The 16,287-nt window shown below is 59.5% G+C and carries 13 protein-coding genes; 7 read left to right on the forward strand and 6 right to left on the reverse strand.

The genetic code is table 11. The annotated features are described in order from the left end of the window. Positions 1–4: 4 nt before the first annotated feature. From FYJ40_RS00880 to FYJ40_RS00895, 4 genes are all read right to left on the reverse strand, one after another. Positions 5–838 carry an amino acid ABC transporter permease gene (locus tag FYJ40_RS00880; protein WP_154514879.1) on the reverse strand — a complete coding sequence of 278 codons (834 nt, stop codon included), beginning with the start codon at positions 836–838 and terminating at the stop codon, positions 5–7. Then, complete coding sequence (locus FYJ40_RS00885) at positions 835–1,494, reverse strand: amino acid ABC transporter permease (protein ID WP_154514877.1); 660 nt, start codon at positions 1,492–1,494, stop codon at positions 835–837. Before FYJ40_RS00885 ends, FYJ40_RS00880 begins: the two co-directional genes overlap by 4 nt. A 138-nt stretch (positions 1,495–1,632) precedes the next feature. Further along, positions 1,633–2,628, reverse strand: a complete 996-nt coding sequence (locus tag FYJ40_RS00890) for a glutamate ABC transporter substrate-binding protein (RefSeq protein WP_154514875.1) — start codon at positions 2,626–2,628, stop codon at positions 1,633–1,635. A 648-nt stretch (positions 2,629–3,276) separates the two neighbouring features. Further along, positions 3,277–5,058, reverse strand: a complete 1,782-nt coding sequence (locus tag FYJ40_RS00895) for a 1-deoxy-D-xylulose-5-phosphate synthase (RefSeq protein WP_154514873.1) — start codon at positions 5,056–5,058, stop codon at positions 3,277–3,279. Between the two features lie 227 nt (positions 5,059–5,285). On the opposite strand from FYJ40_RS00895, the gene FYJ40_RS00900 reads away from it, so the two are divergent. From FYJ40_RS00900 to FYJ40_RS00920, 5 genes are all read left to right on the forward strand, one after another. Next, positions 5,286–5,822, forward strand: coding sequence for an HD domain-containing protein (locus FYJ40_RS00900; protein ID WP_154514871.1), 537 nt, complete (start codon positions 5,286–5,288; stop codon positions 5,820–5,822). A gap of 3 nt (positions 5,823–5,825) precedes the next feature. Next, entirely contained in the window at positions 5,826–6,845 is a 1,020-nt protein-coding gene (locus tag FYJ40_RS00905; protein ID WP_370450541.1) for a putative ABC transporter permease, read from the forward strand. A gap of 198 nt (positions 6,846–7,043) precedes the next feature. Next, positions 7,044–8,321 carry an ammonium transporter gene (locus FYJ40_RS00910; RefSeq protein WP_154514869.1) on the forward strand — a complete coding sequence of 426 codons (1,278 nt, stop codon included), beginning with the start codon at positions 7,044–7,046 and terminating at the stop codon, positions 8,319–8,321. Between the two features lie 188 nt (positions 8,322–8,509). Continuing rightward, positions 8,510–8,848, forward strand: a complete 339-nt coding sequence (locus FYJ40_RS00915) for a P-II family nitrogen regulator (RefSeq protein ID WP_154514867.1) — start codon at positions 8,510–8,512, stop codon at positions 8,846–8,848. Between the two features lie 84 nt (positions 8,849–8,932). Next, positions 8,933–9,790: an HAD-IIB family hydrolase gene (locus tag FYJ40_RS00920; protein ID WP_154514865.1), complete on the forward strand. Its 858-nt coding sequence runs from the start codon at positions 8,933–8,935 to the stop codon at positions 9,788–9,790. Between the two features lie 24 nt (positions 9,791–9,814). On the opposite strand, the gene FYJ40_RS00925 is transcribed toward FYJ40_RS00920, so the two are convergent. Both FYJ40_RS00925 and FYJ40_RS09190 read right to left on the reverse strand, forming a co-directional pair. Then, positions 9,815–13,102: an ATP-dependent DNA helicase gene (locus FYJ40_RS00925; RefSeq protein WP_154514863.1), complete on the reverse strand. Its 3,288-nt coding sequence runs from the start codon at positions 13,100–13,102 to the stop codon at positions 9,815–9,817. Positions 13,103–13,109: 7 nt separating this feature from the next. Next, positions 13,110–14,120 (reverse strand): WYL domain-containing protein, encoded by a 1,011-nt coding sequence (locus tag FYJ40_RS09190; RefSeq protein ID WP_195838502.1) that lies wholly within the window; start codon positions 14,118–14,120, stop codon positions 13,110–13,112. A 222-nt stretch (positions 14,121–14,342) separates the two neighbouring features. On the opposite strand from FYJ40_RS09190, the gene FYJ40_RS00935 reads away from it, so the two are divergent. Continuing rightward, the gene (locus FYJ40_RS00935) at positions 14,343–15,440 is read left to right on the forward strand and encodes an RtcB family protein (RefSeq protein WP_154514859.1); all 1,098 of its coding nucleotides are present in this window, start codon (positions 14,343–14,345) and stop codon (positions 15,438–15,440) included. A 10-nt stretch (positions 15,441–15,450) separates the two neighbouring features. After that, positions 15,451–16,284, forward strand: coding sequence for a hypothetical protein (locus FYJ40_RS00940; RefSeq protein WP_154514857.1), 834 nt, complete (start codon positions 15,451–15,453; stop codon positions 16,282–16,284). Positions 16,285–16,287 lie beyond the last annotated feature (3 nt).

Below are 16,287 nucleotides of genomic sequence, written 5' to 3' on the forward strand. Positions count from 1 at the left end.
AGCGTTAGCGGATGATGGTCGCGCCGGTCTTGTGCGAAACGTAGACAGCGGCCTTGTTGATCGCGACGTTGATGAGGATGTAGATGACCGCGATTACCAGGTAGACCGACACGAGGGCGTCGTAGTTGGTAATGAGCACGCGGGCATTTTGCATGAGGTCGGGGTAGCTCACCACGTAAGCGACGGTGGTGTCTTTGACTACGACCACAAGCTGCGAAATCAACGACGGAATGATAAACCGAATCGCCTGCGGCAGCACGATTTTAAAGGTGATTTTAGCTTTGGAGAGACCGAGCGCTTGGGCTGCCTCGACCTGCCCGCGCGGCACGGCGTTGACGCCCGCGCGAAAGATCTCGGCCAGCACGCCGGCTGCAGCGAGCGCGACGGGGAGCGTAAGCATCCAAAACGACGGCAGCGCGATCTTGTACTGAGGCAGCACCAAAAAGAAGAAGTAGATGAACAGCAGGCTCGGCACACCGCGGAAGAAATCGGTGAGCACGCGGCAGACCAGCTGCAGCGGCTTAATGTCGCTGGTGCGGCCGAGCATAAGGGCTAGGCCCAACAACAGCGCGATGGCGCCAGCGGTGAGTGCGACTTTAACGGTGCCCTCAAAGCCGGCAAGCAGGAACTTCCAGGTGGTGAGGTGCGTAAAGAAATACCAATAGTGGACCGAAAGCTGACCGGTCACATAAAAGCGCTGCAACACGAGGACGGCGAGTGCGGCGACGGCAACAAGCGAGATGGCGGTGCCGATGCGAATCTTGGCACGCATCTTGGGGCCGGGGGCCTCGTAGAGCGCATCGCGCATGGTGAGCGCGGAGGTGGAATGCTTGCTCATCGGAGGATCCTCACCTTCTTATCGATGTAGTTGCCAATGTGGCTCACCACAAAGGCCGTGCCCAGGTAGCCGAGCGCCGAGATAAAGAACGCGGCGACGCCGCCGAGCGAGCGCGTGTTGATGTAGCTCACCACGCCGGTGAGCTCCTGTGGTTGAAGCGGCACCTGGCTGCCGAGTGCGGTGGTGAGCATGACGGCGATAAAGAGGTTGGTCATGGGCAGCACGCTCGAGCGCAGCGCCTGCGGAATCACGATCTTGGCGAGGATACGGCTGAAGCTCATGCCGAGCGAGCGCGCGGCTTCCACCTGGCCGACGCCGACGGTGTTGATGCCGCTCATAAAGTTCTCGGAGCCAAAGGCCGAGCCCAAAAGGACCGTGGCGACGATAACGCAGGTGCGGTAGGGCAGGACGACCTTGAGCGGCGGCAGCGCATAGACGACGATGATAAGCAGCGCGATGCCGGGGATGTTACGGAAGACCTGAACATACAGGTCGCCAAAAATGCGCAGCGGCTTGAGCGGCGACACGCGCATCACGGTGACAGCGACGGCCAGCACCATGGCGATGGCAAACGACTCAAGCGTCATGCCCCAGGTTGCTAGCAGCGCGTCGATATAGTTCTGGCCATAGAGCGACCAGAGCTCGGAGAGACTCATGCGGACCTCCCGCCGATAAGGAAAGGGGCTCCCGTGTGTACGGAAGCCCCGACAACTCAGTGTGGAAACAGTTTAGCGCAATAAAGCGCATCGTGCGTTTCCGTATGGTTTCGTAGCGGCCGTTACTGGGCTCGCTGTCTAGGCGCCGATCTCGGGCAGCTCGGGAACGTTGGTGTCGCCCGTGCGATCGCCGATGCAGATCTGCCACAGCTCGGTCCAGGTGCCATCGTCCTCGATCTTCTTAAGGAAGTCGTTGACAAAGGCGACGCCGTCGGAATCGAGCGGCAGGCCGATGCCGTAGGGCTCTTTGCTGCCGAAGGGCTTGCCGGCGATCTTGTACTTACCGGGCTCGCGGACCAGGGCGCTCTGCTGCATGTTGTTGTCGATGACGTAGGCGTCAACGCGGCCCTGCTGAAGTGCCTGGCGGGCCTCCTCGTCGGTCTTGAACTCCTGCTGGCTGGCCTTGGGGGCGAACTCCTCCAGGATGGCGGGGCCGTTGGAGCCGGACTGGACGGCGACGTTCTTGTCGGCCAGGTCGTCGACGCTCTTGATGTCGTCGTTGTCGGCGAGCACCAGGATGGCCTGCTGGGTGTAGTAGTAGGGGCCGGCAAAGGAGACAAGCTTCTTGCGCTCATCGGTAATGGTGTAGGTGGCAAAGACGGCATCGACCTGGCCGTTCTGCAGGACGGACTCACGCGTGTCCGAGGTCACCTGGGTGATCTCGACCTTGTTCTCGCCCAGAATGTAGTTGGACAGGAGCTGCGCGATGCCGGCGTCGAAGCCACGGGTTTTGCCGTCCTTCTCGTTGAGGAGGGAGAAGAGCGTGGAGGTCTGAACGCCACCGATCTTAAAGACGCCGGCGTCCTTGACGGCCGTGGCCCAGGTGCTGGCGGCGATGGCGTCATCATCGGCCTTGGGGCCGTTGTCGACGAGCTTGTCGAATGCCTTGGCATCGAGCGTGGTGGAAGCCTCGGTGTCCTCGGGGCTCTTGGAGGAGCCGGCGGCGGAACCCTTGTCGGCCTCGGCGCTGGTGTCGGAGCAGCCGGCAAGACCAAGGCCGGCGACGGTTGCAAAGGTGGCGGCGATGAAGCCACGACGGTCGAAAACGACCTGCTGGGAGAGGTTCTTGCTCATGGTAGAACACCTTTCTCAATAAAATCCCTAGCGGTTGAATAGAGTTATACCCCATCGCGCTCAAATGGGTCAACACGAAATAACTCAGAAACATACTTACCTTATGGGTAATTCTACCTACCAAAAAGGGACAGGTTTATTTTGGCAGGTTTTATCTGGGCAACGTCAGTTATTGCAGCTGAGATAGCGTTTTGCGGACGGCATGGTCGCTCGCGGCGGTCGCTATAATGGCGGCAACGCGACATATATAAGTAAGGAGATCGCGTATGAATGGCTATTCGTTTTTCGCGCCGACCATGACTTAAAACTACCACAAAGGGGACGGGCACCTTTGTGGTGATTCTTGCAGATGTGGCGGCCTGCCTCGCTGTTTTGTCTCAATCTGTAACATCTGCAGCCATTTTTGCCGAGTAACTGTTACAGATTGAGATTTTCTCTTTAGGGGGATTTGAGTGTCTCGATCTGTAACATCTGGACGGACAAAAGGTCTCTATCTGTTACAGATTGAGACAAACAACAGGGGCAAAGACGGTTTGTCTAGATCTGTAACAATTGGGCGAGGATTTGTCCTCTAGGTGTTACAGATCGAGACAATTGAGTTGGGAAAATAAAAACCTCCGCAGGGGTGCTTCCCTTGCGGAGGTTTTTCTACTCGTTCAGCAGGCGTACCGCTTCGGCGGCCATGTTCTCGACCGTCATGCCGTTCTGAGCAAGCAACTCGTTGGGATCGTAGCGGTCGGGAAAGCCCTTGGCGATGCCAAAGGTGCGCGTGCGCACGGGCGTGCAGGACAAGTAGCACGCGACGCGCTCGCCCCAGCCACCGTCCAAGATACCGTCCTCGAGGGTGACGACAACGCGATGCTCGGCGGCAAGGCCATCGAGAGACTCGCGGTCAAGCTCGGTTGCAAAGCGCGGGTTGACGAGCGTGGCCTCTATGCCGTATTCGGCAGCCAAGCGGTTTGTCACGCGCTCGCCCAGCTCAAAGAAATCGCCAAGCGCGAGCACGGCAACGTCGCGGCCCTGACGCACCACGTCGTAGCGAACGGCGCTGTAGTCGGTGTCCTCGGCGGGCGCCAAATCGGGGCGGCTAACCAGGCCAATGCCCGGAACGCGGATCGCCACGGGATGCTCGCGGTGGTCGAGCGACCAGCTCAGCATGGACAGGTATTCCTCCATGCAGGCCGGTGCCAGATAGCGCATGTTGGGAAGTCCGCCCAGCATGGATATATCAAAGAACGAGAGGTGCGTCTCGGATGTGGTGCCAAAGATCGACGCGCCAAACACCAGGATGGTTGCGGGGGTGTCGTTGAGGCACAGGTCGTGCCACAGCTCGTCGTAGGCGCGCTGCAAAAACGTGCCGTACACACCAAAGACTGGCTTGGCGCCCGAGCGCGCAAGCGCGGTGGCAAAGGTCACGGCGTGCTCCTCGGCAATGCCCACATCGACGAACTGTTTGCCGGCGGCAGCGCGAAGCTCGGGTGTAAAGCCCATGATGTAGGGCGTGGCGGCCGTGATGCCCACGACCTGTGGATCGCGCTCGATGGCGGCGCTGAGTGCCTCGCCCGTAATGTCGGCATAGGTGCGCGGCGCAGGCTCGCTCGGATGGCCCGGGCAGAGCTTGCGCCCGGTTGCCATGTCAAACGGACCCACATGGTGCCAGCGCTCGGGGTCGCTCTGGGCCGGCTCAAAGCCCTTGCCCTTGGCGGTGGAGACGTGCAGCACGATGGGATGATCGATATTGCGCAGTTCCTGCAGCGCGTCGACGAGGGCTAACACATCGTTACCGGTGTCCAGATAGCGGTAGTCGAGCCCCATCGCGCGGAAAACGTTGCGCTCACAGGTGCCGTTGCTGGCGCGCAGCTCGGCCAGATTGCGATACAGGCCGCCATGGTTTTCGGCGATGGACTGGTCGTTATCGTTGACGATGATGATCAGGTTGCTGTCGAGCTCGGCGGCGTTGTTAAAGCCCTCAAACGCCAGGCCGCCCGAAAGCGAACCGTCGCCAATGATGGTAATGACGTTGTACGCGTCGCCCGCCAGGTCACGAGCGTGCGCAAGGCCGCAGCCCAGGCTCACCGACGTGGAGGTATGGCCCATGGCAAACAGGTCGTGCTCGGACTCGTCGGGATTGGCAAAGCCAGAAGCCTCACCATAACGCTCCGGATCGATATAGGTGTACGCGCGCCCCGTCAGCGCCTTGTGGGCGTAGGTCTGGTGCGAAACGTCAAAGACAATCTTGTCGATGGGGGAGTTAAACACGCGATGAAGCGCAACCGTAAGCTCAACGACGCCCAGGTTGGGGGCAACGTGCCCACCGGCGGCGGCGGAGCTTTCGAGGATTGCCTGGCGGATCTCGCCGCAGAGCAGCGGAAGCTCGGCGCGGTCGAGAGCCTTGACGTCCTCGGGCGTTGTCGTTTGCGTAAGCAGCATCGTTGTGGGTTACTCCATGCGAATCGAGCGCCGGCGCTCCCTCGGCCGGCACAATTGCACAAAACAGTCTCGCACATTTTGGCGTTTGATATGTGACGGCGGCGCGGTAATTCGCCAACTGGTGGGGCAAAACGTTTTGTCCGATGCCATACTGGTAGATTCGATGATGATTAATTCAATGCGTGCAGGCTGTGGCTTGTCGCCGTGAGTCGCTGGAAGGAGGCAGCATGTCCGATGTCGTTCGTGCCGAGAAAATCGCGCAGGAGGTCGACTGTGCCGCCCGTCAGCTCGCCCAGGCGGGCCGCTTGGACTTGACGCACGAGTTTATCCAGCATGGCGACGTGACGGTCTATGCACATGTGACTTCGGTAGCGCGGGCGAGCCTGTCCTTTGCCGAGCGCTTGGGCCGTGTCGGTATCTCGGTCGACCGCGCCTCGTTGCTGCGCGGGGCCCTGCTGCACGATTACTTTCTCTACGATTGGCACGATCCCGACCCAAGCCATCGCCTGCACGGATTTCGGCATCCGTTTTTTGCCCTGGCGCGTGCGGAGGAAGATTTTGAGCTGACGTCTCGCGAGCGGAATATTATTGTGCGTCATATGTTTCCGCTGGTGCCGGTGCCGCCGACGTGTCGTGAGGCATGGATTGTGTGCCTGGCGGATAAATGGTGTGCTCTGCGCGAGACGGTCGCCGGCCGTCTGCCGCGCAAGGACGAGGCAGACGATGGCGTGAGTGAAGAATCGAGCGAAAAGAGGAGAGGGTAGACGGTGGGGACCGCGATCGACATGGCATTTGACGGCGCGACGCTTGCCGCCTGCCCGCTCTCGGCACTGGTGCTCTCGTTTGCCTTTTACGGGTTTTGTGGTTGGGCATGGGAGTCAACAGTCTGCGCCATGCTCAACCAAGGACGCTTTGCCAACAGTGGCTTTTTGCTGGGGCCGTGCTGCCCTATCTATGGCGCGGGCGGCATTGCCTGCTGGCTGCTGTTGCGCGGAATTCCTGACGCGTCGAGCCAGTTTGTCGCGGCAGCGCTCGTATGCAGCGTGATTGAGTACAGCGTGGGCGTGCTGCTGGAAAAGACAACAGGCGCACGCTTTTGGGACTACTCGCACCTGCCGTTTAACTTGCACGGACGTATCTGCCTGTACTGGGCCTGCGCGTTTGGCCTGGGCGCGTTGTGCATTTGTCGTTTAGTGGAGCCGGCATTGCTGGGACTGCTTGGCCATCTGCCGGTGCTGATTGTGCGGCTGTCCGCCTTTATCGTCGCGGTTGCGATGATGGTCGACGCGGTGTTCTCTTTGGCCAGTTGGCGTCGCCTGTCCGATCAGCTGGAGCGTGTGCGCGCCGACCTTGCCGACCGCATCAATGAGTCGCTTGCCGATGCCTCGGACTCCATGCTCGAACGTATTCCCGATTCGACGATCGACTCGGTAGCGCAGACGCATATCCGTAGCCGCGCCGTTAACGCGTGGCTGGCCGAGCTGGGCGACGCGGCGCTCGATGCCCTTCGTGAGAAGGCTTCGATGCCGACGTTTATCTCGGATGGTGCTCGCGGCCTGGCGCTTGCCGCCCGCCGCGTGGCCGATGCTGCGCCGAGCATGCCGCGTCCGTCGCTCAGTCGTCGCCTTGCCGGTAAGCGCATGAGCCGTCCGGTGCCGAGTGTGTCGCTCAGCCGTCGCGACCTGCGCTTCTTCAATGCTTTCCCGCGCTTGCGCATCAATCGCTACGAGGGCGTCATTCGAGCAACTAATCTCCGCGACCGCGCCCACGAGCTGTTTCGGCGCTAGCCGGGATGGGCGCGCACACGGCTCTCTTGCTCGCGTATTTCCCGTTCGTTTCGCGTCCGTTGCCGCGCCGTTTCCAAGATTGCGGCACCGTTTCCATTCGACAACGCAGCGTTTAACAACGCCGTATCTGGTCTACACCAGTTGCCCCTCGGCCGCATTATGGGCGCCGACAACGTTCATGCGATCAAGGGGGAGCGAATGTACGATACGGGATCGACAACGTTTATGCTCATCTGCACCATGCTCGTGTTTTTAATGACACCGGGTCTGGCGTTTTTCTATGGCGGCCTGTCCAGGCGCAAAAATGTTATCAACACCATGCTTATGTGCTTTGGCACCATTGGTCTGGTCGGTGTGCTGTGGATTGTTGCCGGCTGGTCGCTGGCCTACGGCGGCGACGGCTCGAGCCCGTTTATTGGAGGCCTTGACCAGCTGCTGTGCTTGCCGGTGCTCAACCAGGTGCTGCAGGCGGCCGAGGGCAATGCTGCGGACGGTGCCGTCTACCCTCAAATCATCAACATCACCTTCCAAATGGCGTTTGCCATGATCACGGCTGCTATCGTCACGGGCAGCCTGGCCGGCCGCGTTAAGTTTGGTGCCATGACGGCCTTCCTGGGCATTTGGCTGCTCGTGGTCTATGCGCCGCTCGCCCACATGGTCTGGGGCGGTGAGGGTTCCTTTATCGGCGACATCATCGGCGCGCTCGACTTTGCGGGCGGCGACGTGGTGCACATCTCGTCCGGTCTCACGGGCCTGATTCTCTGCTTAATGCTCGGCCGTCGTCGCGGCTTTGGCATGGTGAGCTACCGCCCGCATAACGTGCCGTTTGTGGCGCTGGGCGCCGGTCTGCTTTGGTTTGGCTGGTTTGGCTTTAACGGCGGCAGCGAGTTTAAGGCCGACGCCGTGGCCGCGCTCGCCATCCTCAACACCGTGACGGCCAGCGCGGCGGGCATGGTCTCGTGGCTTGCCGTTGAGCGCGTGCGCACCGGTCGCCCCACGCTGGTGGGTGCCAGCACCGGTCTGGTTGCGGGCCTTGTGGTGGTCACGCCGGGTGCGGGCTTTGTCGAGCCGTGGGCAGCGCTGGTCATGGGCCTGATCGTATCGCCTGTCTGCTACCTGGCCATTAGCCATCTCAAGACCAAGTCTGGCTACGACGATGCGCTCGACGCGTTTGGCTGCCACGGCATCGGCGGCATCTTGGGCGGCGTGCTCACGGGCCTGTTCTGCGTGCCGGAGCTCTCGTGGACCGGTAAGGGCGGCCTGTTCTACACGGGCGACGTGTCGCTGCTCATCTCGCAGATCTTGGGCATTGTGGTGACGGTCGCTCTTGTACTGGTGCTCGACTTGGTGATCGCTGCGGTGGTCAAGGCGCTGTTCCACGGTAGCCTGCGCGTGGACGAGGCAGACGAGGCGCTGGGCCTGGATGCGAGTCAGCACGGCGAGAGCGCGTATCCCTCGTTCTCCGGGCTCGATTAGCAGCTTCCCCAAGCACCGCACCTTGCCGTTCAATCGTCGCGCGGCTTTTCCAGGCACCCGACCTTACCCCTCAAACCGTCGCTTGCGTACCGAAGTACGCGGCGCTCCTCTTTCGGGGCAATCTCGGGCACCTCGAAAACCCGCGTCGTTGAATGGCAATTCATTTCTTTTATTGAGAGGAATTCACTATGAAGAAAATTACGGCGATTGTTCGTGCCGGGAAGCTTGAGGTTCTTAAAGATGCGCTGTTTGCTGCTGATGTTCGTGGCATGACTATTAACCAGGTGCAGGGCTGCGGCGCGCAGCATGGCTGGAAGGAATACGTGCGCGGCAACGAGTTGCTTGTCAACACGATCCCTAAGGTGCAGTTCACGCTCATTTGCGCCGATGAACATGTCGACGGAATTGTCGAGATTATCTGCAACGCCGCTCGCACCGGTGCCGTTGGAGACGGCAAGATTTGGGTCGAGCCGGTCGAGGAAGTTATCCGCATCCGCACCGGCGAACACGGCCCCGCCGCGGTGTAGAATCGACCGCCTGACGGGTGTGCTTCTCTTGGGGCGCGCCCGTTCTCGTCTACAATATCGTGCAGACGAAGGAGAGGCATGCCCATGATCAAGATGTTTGCGAGTGACTTAGACGGAACGCTGCTGAACGCCCTGCACGAGGCAGATGGGACCATCCGCCGTGCCATTCGCGAGCTGACCGAGGCTGGCCTGCATGTGGTTCCCGCGACCGGGCGCTCGACGTTGCCGATCGGCGAACATGGCTTTACAGGTCTGGCACTCGACGCCTGCTGCTCCAACGGATCCATCGTGCGCAACAGCCATGGCGAGGTGCTCAAGACCTGGACCATCGACCCGCAGGTTACCGAGGAGCTGCTCAAGGCGTTCCCGGACATTTGCTTCGACTGCTCCACGCCCGATGGCATGTTCTCGAGCGGATCGTTCGAGATGCACCAGGCGGGCTTTAAAAAGGACAGTCCTATCAGGCGCATCGTGATGCGCGGCATGCGTGCACGTGGGGGGTATCACGAGGAGCAATATTTCGACCAGTCGATCGGTGACATCCTGCGCCATGACGTATGCAAGATCAATTGTCGCGTGACCTCGCCCGAGCTGGAGCGCGACCTTAAGGCGTATTTGGCCGAGCGCTCGGACCGCGTGGTCAACGCGCCGTTCGATCCGGTGATGTTTGAGATCACGGACGTGGCGTGCAACAAGGGTGAGAGCGTGGCCTGGCTGGCGGGCTACTACGGCATTGCCGAGGACGAGGTCGCGGTTTACGGCGACGGCGGCAACGACATCGCCATGCTCAAGCGCTTCCGCCACAGCTACACGACCAAAAACGGCAGTGACGCGGCCAAGGCCGCCGCGAGCGCGACTATCGGCAGCTGCATGGTCCACGCCGTCCCCAAACACATGCTCGCCACCATGCGCAAGCAAAACTCCCGCACCGTCATCGAATAATGTGACAAAGGGACTGCCCCTTCGTCACATTCCGGGGTTCTCGACTAGCCAGTGCTCGTAGGCGCGCTGCATGACCTCGGTTTTATCGGCTTTTTTGCGGCAGCCCTTTTGTTCCTCAACGGCCAGTCCATAAGCACCACTCTGCTCAAAGGCGCTGGTGTCCCAAGCACCGTGTTCAATGCGCGACCATACGGCATCAATGAGTTGTTCGAGCTCGGCAATGTCGTCGGCGTTGGCGGTTGTCGCGAACGGCGGGCGGAGCTCGCCCGTTGTCTTGTCGGGTTCTACATAGTAGTCGCCCATGGAAGTGACGGTGTAGCCATAAAACTCGGGTGATGCTTCGACCAGCAGTTTGTAAAACTTGAGCTGACGCTGGTAGCCTGCAGGGACTTCTTTGCCAAAGCCAGTCTTGTAGTCAACGATCTGTACCGTTTTAACTGCATCGTCAACGAGGAGCAGGTCGAGAAAACCAAAGAGCGGAGTTCCTTCGGTGGTCAGGCACTGCATATTCGCCTCTGTGACGCAGCGATAGCCATGTACATGCTCGACAAGCCAGGGGACGAATGCACGACAAATGCGTTCGAAGCGCTCCGAATAGCGATGGACGTCCTCGGGGGCAAAATCGAGCCACGAAATCTGCTGGCGATACTCGGCCTCAATTGTCTCAATCGCCGCCTCGCCATCGGCTGCCATTCTATTAACGATCTCCTCGAACATCGCGTGAACGATGGTGCCGAATTCGGTTTGGATCGTGGGCGCCGTGGGCAGGCGCACAATCTGCTTCTCAGGGAAGTGCAGACTATTTGCGCATCCAGGTTCGTACGTCACAAAGTTGTTGAGCGCTGTGGCAGAAAGAAACTTCACGTCGGTATGAGGTTCCAGAAGCGCGCGGAGCTCGGGCGTATCGAGCACGTAGTTGTCGCGCCACTCGGTTTCGATTGCAACGCTGAGCTGGTTTGCTTCAGCAGAAACTTCGCAAGAGTCGATAAGTCCCGTGAGCTCCTGCAGCGCCGATCCGCCGGCGCGGCACAGCTCGAGGTGTCGTTTAGCGCGCGTGATGGCGACAAACAACAGGCGGCGCGCGTCGTCGTCATCCTTTTCATCGCGAATAAGCAGGTTGGACGGGTACAAGCTCATGCCGCCGGCGCCTTTGTGCCAAGTGGAGTCGTCGGCATCGAGCAGGTAGACGCAGTCGAATTCCAGGCCCTTAGAGCTATGGGCGCTGGTGAGGCGAACAGCTCCCGGCGTGCCGAGGTCGATCGATGCGTCGATACTCACGCCAAACTTTTGAGCGGCATCGAGCTTGTCGACAATATCGGGCAGGCGAAGCGCGCGTCCCATGCGGCGCGCGTCTCCCATTTCACCTTCGGCAAAGGTGAGCAGGGCGCGGATGCCGGCATTGAATTCGGCGGCACCCAGCGGATCCTGTTTTTTATGATCCTGATAATAGCCAAGGCTGCGTTCTACAATCTTAAAGAGCAACGCTCTGACCGGGGAGGCGCCGGCCTCGGCCGCCCACTGCATAAGGTCGTCGTGCAGCTCTTTGACGCGGGCGATATTGCTCTCGCGCATGGCGGCCATCCAGTCGCCATGCTGGTCTCGCTTGGCGCTGAGCGCAAACGTCACGGACGATGGATGGTCGCCGCCCAGCTCGGTGGCACAGATGATCTGCGGAAGATAGCTGCTGGCGAGCTCCTTCTTCCCGCGAGTAAGCGCGGCAACGCAGCGCAGCAGCGCCAGCGTCGTCTGCATGCGCTCGGAAGCAAAGAGATTCTGTCGTTCGCGATAGGAAAACGGCACGTTCTCCTTAACGAGGAAGGGAATCAGCGAGCGCAATGCGGCGTGTTTGGCAGAGATGACTGCAATTCCTTCATTGGGATCTTCGCAGTCATTGAGGTAACCGGCCTCAAGTCGCTGCTTAATGCTTGCGGCGACGGCGGCGTATTCCTCGGCTTTGCCGGTGTAAACGTTCTCGCTAAAGCCGACCTGATCACCTTGGGGCCTAAACGCCACGATCGATTTGTTCGAGCTGGCATCGAGGCGATACTCAATTTGCCGTGCGATAGCTTGACCAAGCTCAACGATGGCGGGCGTGGAGCGATAGTTGGTCTTGAGCACGATGCTCCGGGGCGAGAACTCGGCCGCAAACTGGTTGGCACACTCGATCGTGGCGCCCTGAAAACGCATAATGGCCTGATCGTCATCACCGACGGCCATGATATTGGGCGTATCAACGCCGTCGCAGAGCAACTCGATGATGCGCATCTGGGCGCCATTGGTGTCCTGGAACTCATCGACCTGGATATAGGTATAGGTGTCCTGGAGCACTTGGCGCAACGCGTCGTTGTGTTCGACGGCGTTAACAAAGTCGCCGATCATGTCGTCGTAATCGTAGAGATGGTGCTGGTCGATCTCGCTCTGGTAGCGACGCGCGACGTCGCAAGCGGTCTTGAGTCGCTCGCTCTGCTCCGCAATCTTAAACGTGCGCCCCTGAGAGTTGCTGCCTCCAAAGAAGGCATCGCGCACCTTGGTGTATCCCGAGGATTTGCCCTTCTCATCGATGAGCTCGGCCCGGCGAACGGTGTCGCGCAACTCAAGAATGTACGGCACATACGTGCCAGCAGGACAGCCGATCGGGCGGGTGAGCGATGTGGGCGCCATGCCGCAGGCACGCTCGACCTCTTCCTCAAAGCGTTCGGCTAACACGGCGCTTGCCCTTCCACAGACGAGCGTAAGCAGCTCGGAATACTCGGTGAGCCAGGCAGCGGCGTCGATATTCTGCTGTGCGATGGCGCTCAGCGTGTCGTAGTCCAGGCCACTGCGTTTGATTTTGGAGACAAAGCCGATCATCTTACCGATGTTTTGTGCAGGCATATCAGGTGACCCTCCGCCTAACGGAGAACCAAAGGGCAGCGATTTGAGCAGCCGATCAAAAATCTCTTGCTGGTGCAGGCTGGTAACAAGCGTGTCGGTCGAAGGGCGCATGAAGTACTCGGGATAGCGCGACCTGATGCTGCTTGCAAATCCGTGGAACGTACTGACTTCGATGCCGTAGGCGTCGCGGCCGATGAGCTCAATCAGGCGCTTGCGCATGGCCTCCGCGCCCGCCTCGGTATAGGTGAGGCAGAGGATGTTGCTAGGGGCGGCGTCGCGTTTGGCCAAGATGTTCGCCGCGCGCAGGCTCAGCAGCTGCGTCTTGCCGGTGCCGGGGCCGGCAATGACGAGCAACGGACCATCTAGGCATTCGACGGCCTCGCGCTGTTCGGGATTCAGGCGCTCGAACGATACGTTAAAGTTGGGGGTCATGTTCATGGCAGTATTACCTGTCTTCCTGGTAGAGCGCACGCGTGCTATCGAGATAGTCAAGATACGTATCGATGGCACTTTGAGGTTGAACGATCTTAATGAAGGTGCTGAGCTGCAGCAGCCAGCCAAAGAACTGAGGCGACAGCGGGGCTTTGACGGTCGCCAACAGGCGCCCATCCTGGTTCTCAAACACAACGGCATCGAGCCCGAACTTGTCGATGAGCGGGTTCATTGCGCGGTCATCGAGTTCCAGCACCACGGTGGTCTTATCGGCCGCATAGACTCCAAACGACGGCGAAACGTGATCTTCGAGCACATAGCCCGCGATACGCGGGTCTTTGGTCGCGGACTCTTCGGACACCGCAACATCGAGCATGCGGTCGACGCGGTAGGGCGTGAACGGCTGATGACCCGAGCCGGCATTAGCCCATTTATCTCTAAAGCCAATCATGTAATAGAGTTCGTCGGAGTAGATAAGGCGCACGGGTGTGAGTTCGTAGGCCTTTCCGTCATGATTAAGGGCCTTTTGCTTGGCGGCGTCGTAGTGGAAGTAACGAAACCGAATCTTGCGTTTTTCGCGCATAGCCTGCTGAATCAAGTCGATGTTGAGCAGGGCATCAGAGTTTTGCATCTTCACGCGCGAAGGCACATCGACGCGCTTGTGCATCAGCTCGCGTTCGCCCAGGCTGGCGAGGCTCTGCAGCTTGCCGATGAGGTGGTCGGTCAACTCATCGGTCAAAAACGGCGAACTCTGCACGGCGTCAACAAGCATGATGAGCTCTTGCAGGTCGAGCGGGCGTGAGACCAGCGCCCATTCCCTGCCACCGCGCTGGTCGATGTTGAGCCCAAAGTCGCGAAGCGTTTGCAGGTCGCGATAGATGGCCTTGCGTTCGGCTTCGAGGTCGTGATAGGCGAGCTCCTCGATGATCTGCTGCGTTGTGAGCCCGTGCGTGCTGTCGGTCTTTTCCATCAAGGTTTTAAGCAGGAACAGAAGCCTGAGCTTTTGATTTGGTCTGTTCGCCACGTTGTCTCCTTTCGCCGGCAGGATACCAACCGGAGATACAAAACAAGACCCGTTATTGGGACTCATTGTAGTCCGCGCGACCGTAGTATTCGCAGCAATAAGAGCTCGAATAGGGCGAAAGGTGGTTAAACGGAAATCGGCGGTTTGGCTGGATGGTGTGACATGCGCTCTATTGGCTTGGGGCCGGTTCCGGTTTACAAGGATCAGAACAGGAGAAATGCGATGGCAGACATCAAAGTCTTTGCCGAGAATCTTGAGGATTCAACCAAGGAGCAGATCGAGGAGATTTCCAGCTGCCCGGCGTTTGAAGGTGCCAAGATCCGCATCATGCCCGATGCCCATAGGGGCAAGGGCTGCGTGATTGGCTTTACGGCAAACTTGGGCGACAAGGTGATTCCCAACCTGGTGGGGGTCGACATCGGATGCGGGATGTATTGTGTGCCGCTTGCGGAGACCATTGCTCGCGATGACCTCATTCAGTTCAATCGCGATGTGAAGCGCGCGGTGCCCACGGGCTTTTGCCTTCATCGCGATCCTGCCTGCGCACTCGCGGACTTTGATATGGGGTCGCGTGATTGGCTTCAGGACAAGCGCAAGGTTGAGCGCTCCATGGGCACGCTGGGCGGCGGCAATCACTTCATTGAACTCGACGAGGACGAGGATGGGTGCCAATATCTGGTCGTGCACACCGGCTCGCGCAACATGGGCAAGCAGACGGCGGAGCATCATCAGGCGCTGGCGCAGAAGACGTGCACGGCGGATATCCCCGACGAGCTTAAGTATCTCGTGGGAGATCTTTCTGCCGAGTATCTCGTCGATATGCATAACTGCCAACGCTTCTCGAATCAGAACCGCAAGGCGATTGTCGCACAGATTATTGAGCGTACGGGAATTCGGCTCGACGGAGACGGCTTTACCACCATGCACAACTACATCTCGGAAGGCGGCATGATTCGCAAGGGCGCCATTAGCGCTCATGCGGGCGAGATGGTGCTGATTCCGTTCAACATGCGCGACGGTGCCGTTATCGCACGCGGCAAGGGAAACGAGGACTGGAACTGTTCGGCGCCGCACGGGACGGGTCGCGCGATGAGCCGCACCAAAGCGTTCCAAACGCTCGACACCAGGTCGTTCGTTAACGAGACGCACGATGCCGGCATCTACTGTCCGAGTGCATGCGAGACGACGCTCGATGAGTCGCCCGAAGCGTATAAGCCTGCGGATGATGTACTGAGACTCATGGACCCGACGGTTGATGTTATTCACCGACTCAAGCCGATCTGGAATTTTAAGGCTACTGGTAAGCGCGGTAGGCGTTAGGAGGGTTGCGATGACGCTAAAGATGGACTCCAGGGACGACCGAATTGGCCGTTCTGTGAGTTTGGGCGAGATGCTGGGCCTATCAGGCGTGATACCGCCGACAGATGCGAGCCAGCGTGGTTGGATTCGTGAAGAGCGGGGCGATGGCGGCTTTGACATAAGCCGTTTCCATGATCGACTGACTTCCGGGCTCGATCATGCCATGGAAACATCGGTGTTCGAGGTCCTACAGGTATTGAAGACTGGTATGCCTGTTGATGACATCCTGGGCGGCGGTATTGGACTAGGCAAGCTTAGCGTGATTGGCGGCGCGCATGAAGACGTTTCGAACGTACTGGCGCATGCGGTTTTATGTCTGAGCGAGCAGTGCACTGTGCTTTACGTGCCGATGCGGGAGCGTGAAGAGGATGCGGTTGCCCGGCTTATTCGTGCCGAGATGGATGACAAGGTGTCAGAGGATCCTGAGGAACAACAGGTTGAGGCAATCCGCGCAACGATGCGCCTCAAGCAGCGCGACTTGGGCATCTTTGCCGAAGACAACATGACCATAGACCTTTTAACGAGCTGGCTGCTCGGCGACCAGGCGTGGAATAGGGCGGTGCTAAAGGACGTCGTAGTCGTAATCGACGGACTCGAAATGCTCGACGACAACCGTCCGATAAATGCGATCCTGCGCGACCTGCGCAACATGCTCAGCCCAACGGCGGCGATCTTAGCAGGCTGCTTTGCGGTGGAGGACAGGGACAACGATGCGGCATTCGCCGAGACCCACTGCAATGCAGATGCTCTGGTCCGCATAAGTTCCGATGGCATGGAGCCGTCCTGCACGCGAGCCTTCGGCTGAGGT

This window comes from Collinsella sp. WCA1-178-WT-3 (M1) (assembly GCF_009696325.1).
Classification (GTDB): domain Bacteria; phylum Actinomycetota; class Coriobacteriia; order Coriobacteriales; family Coriobacteriaceae; genus Collinsella.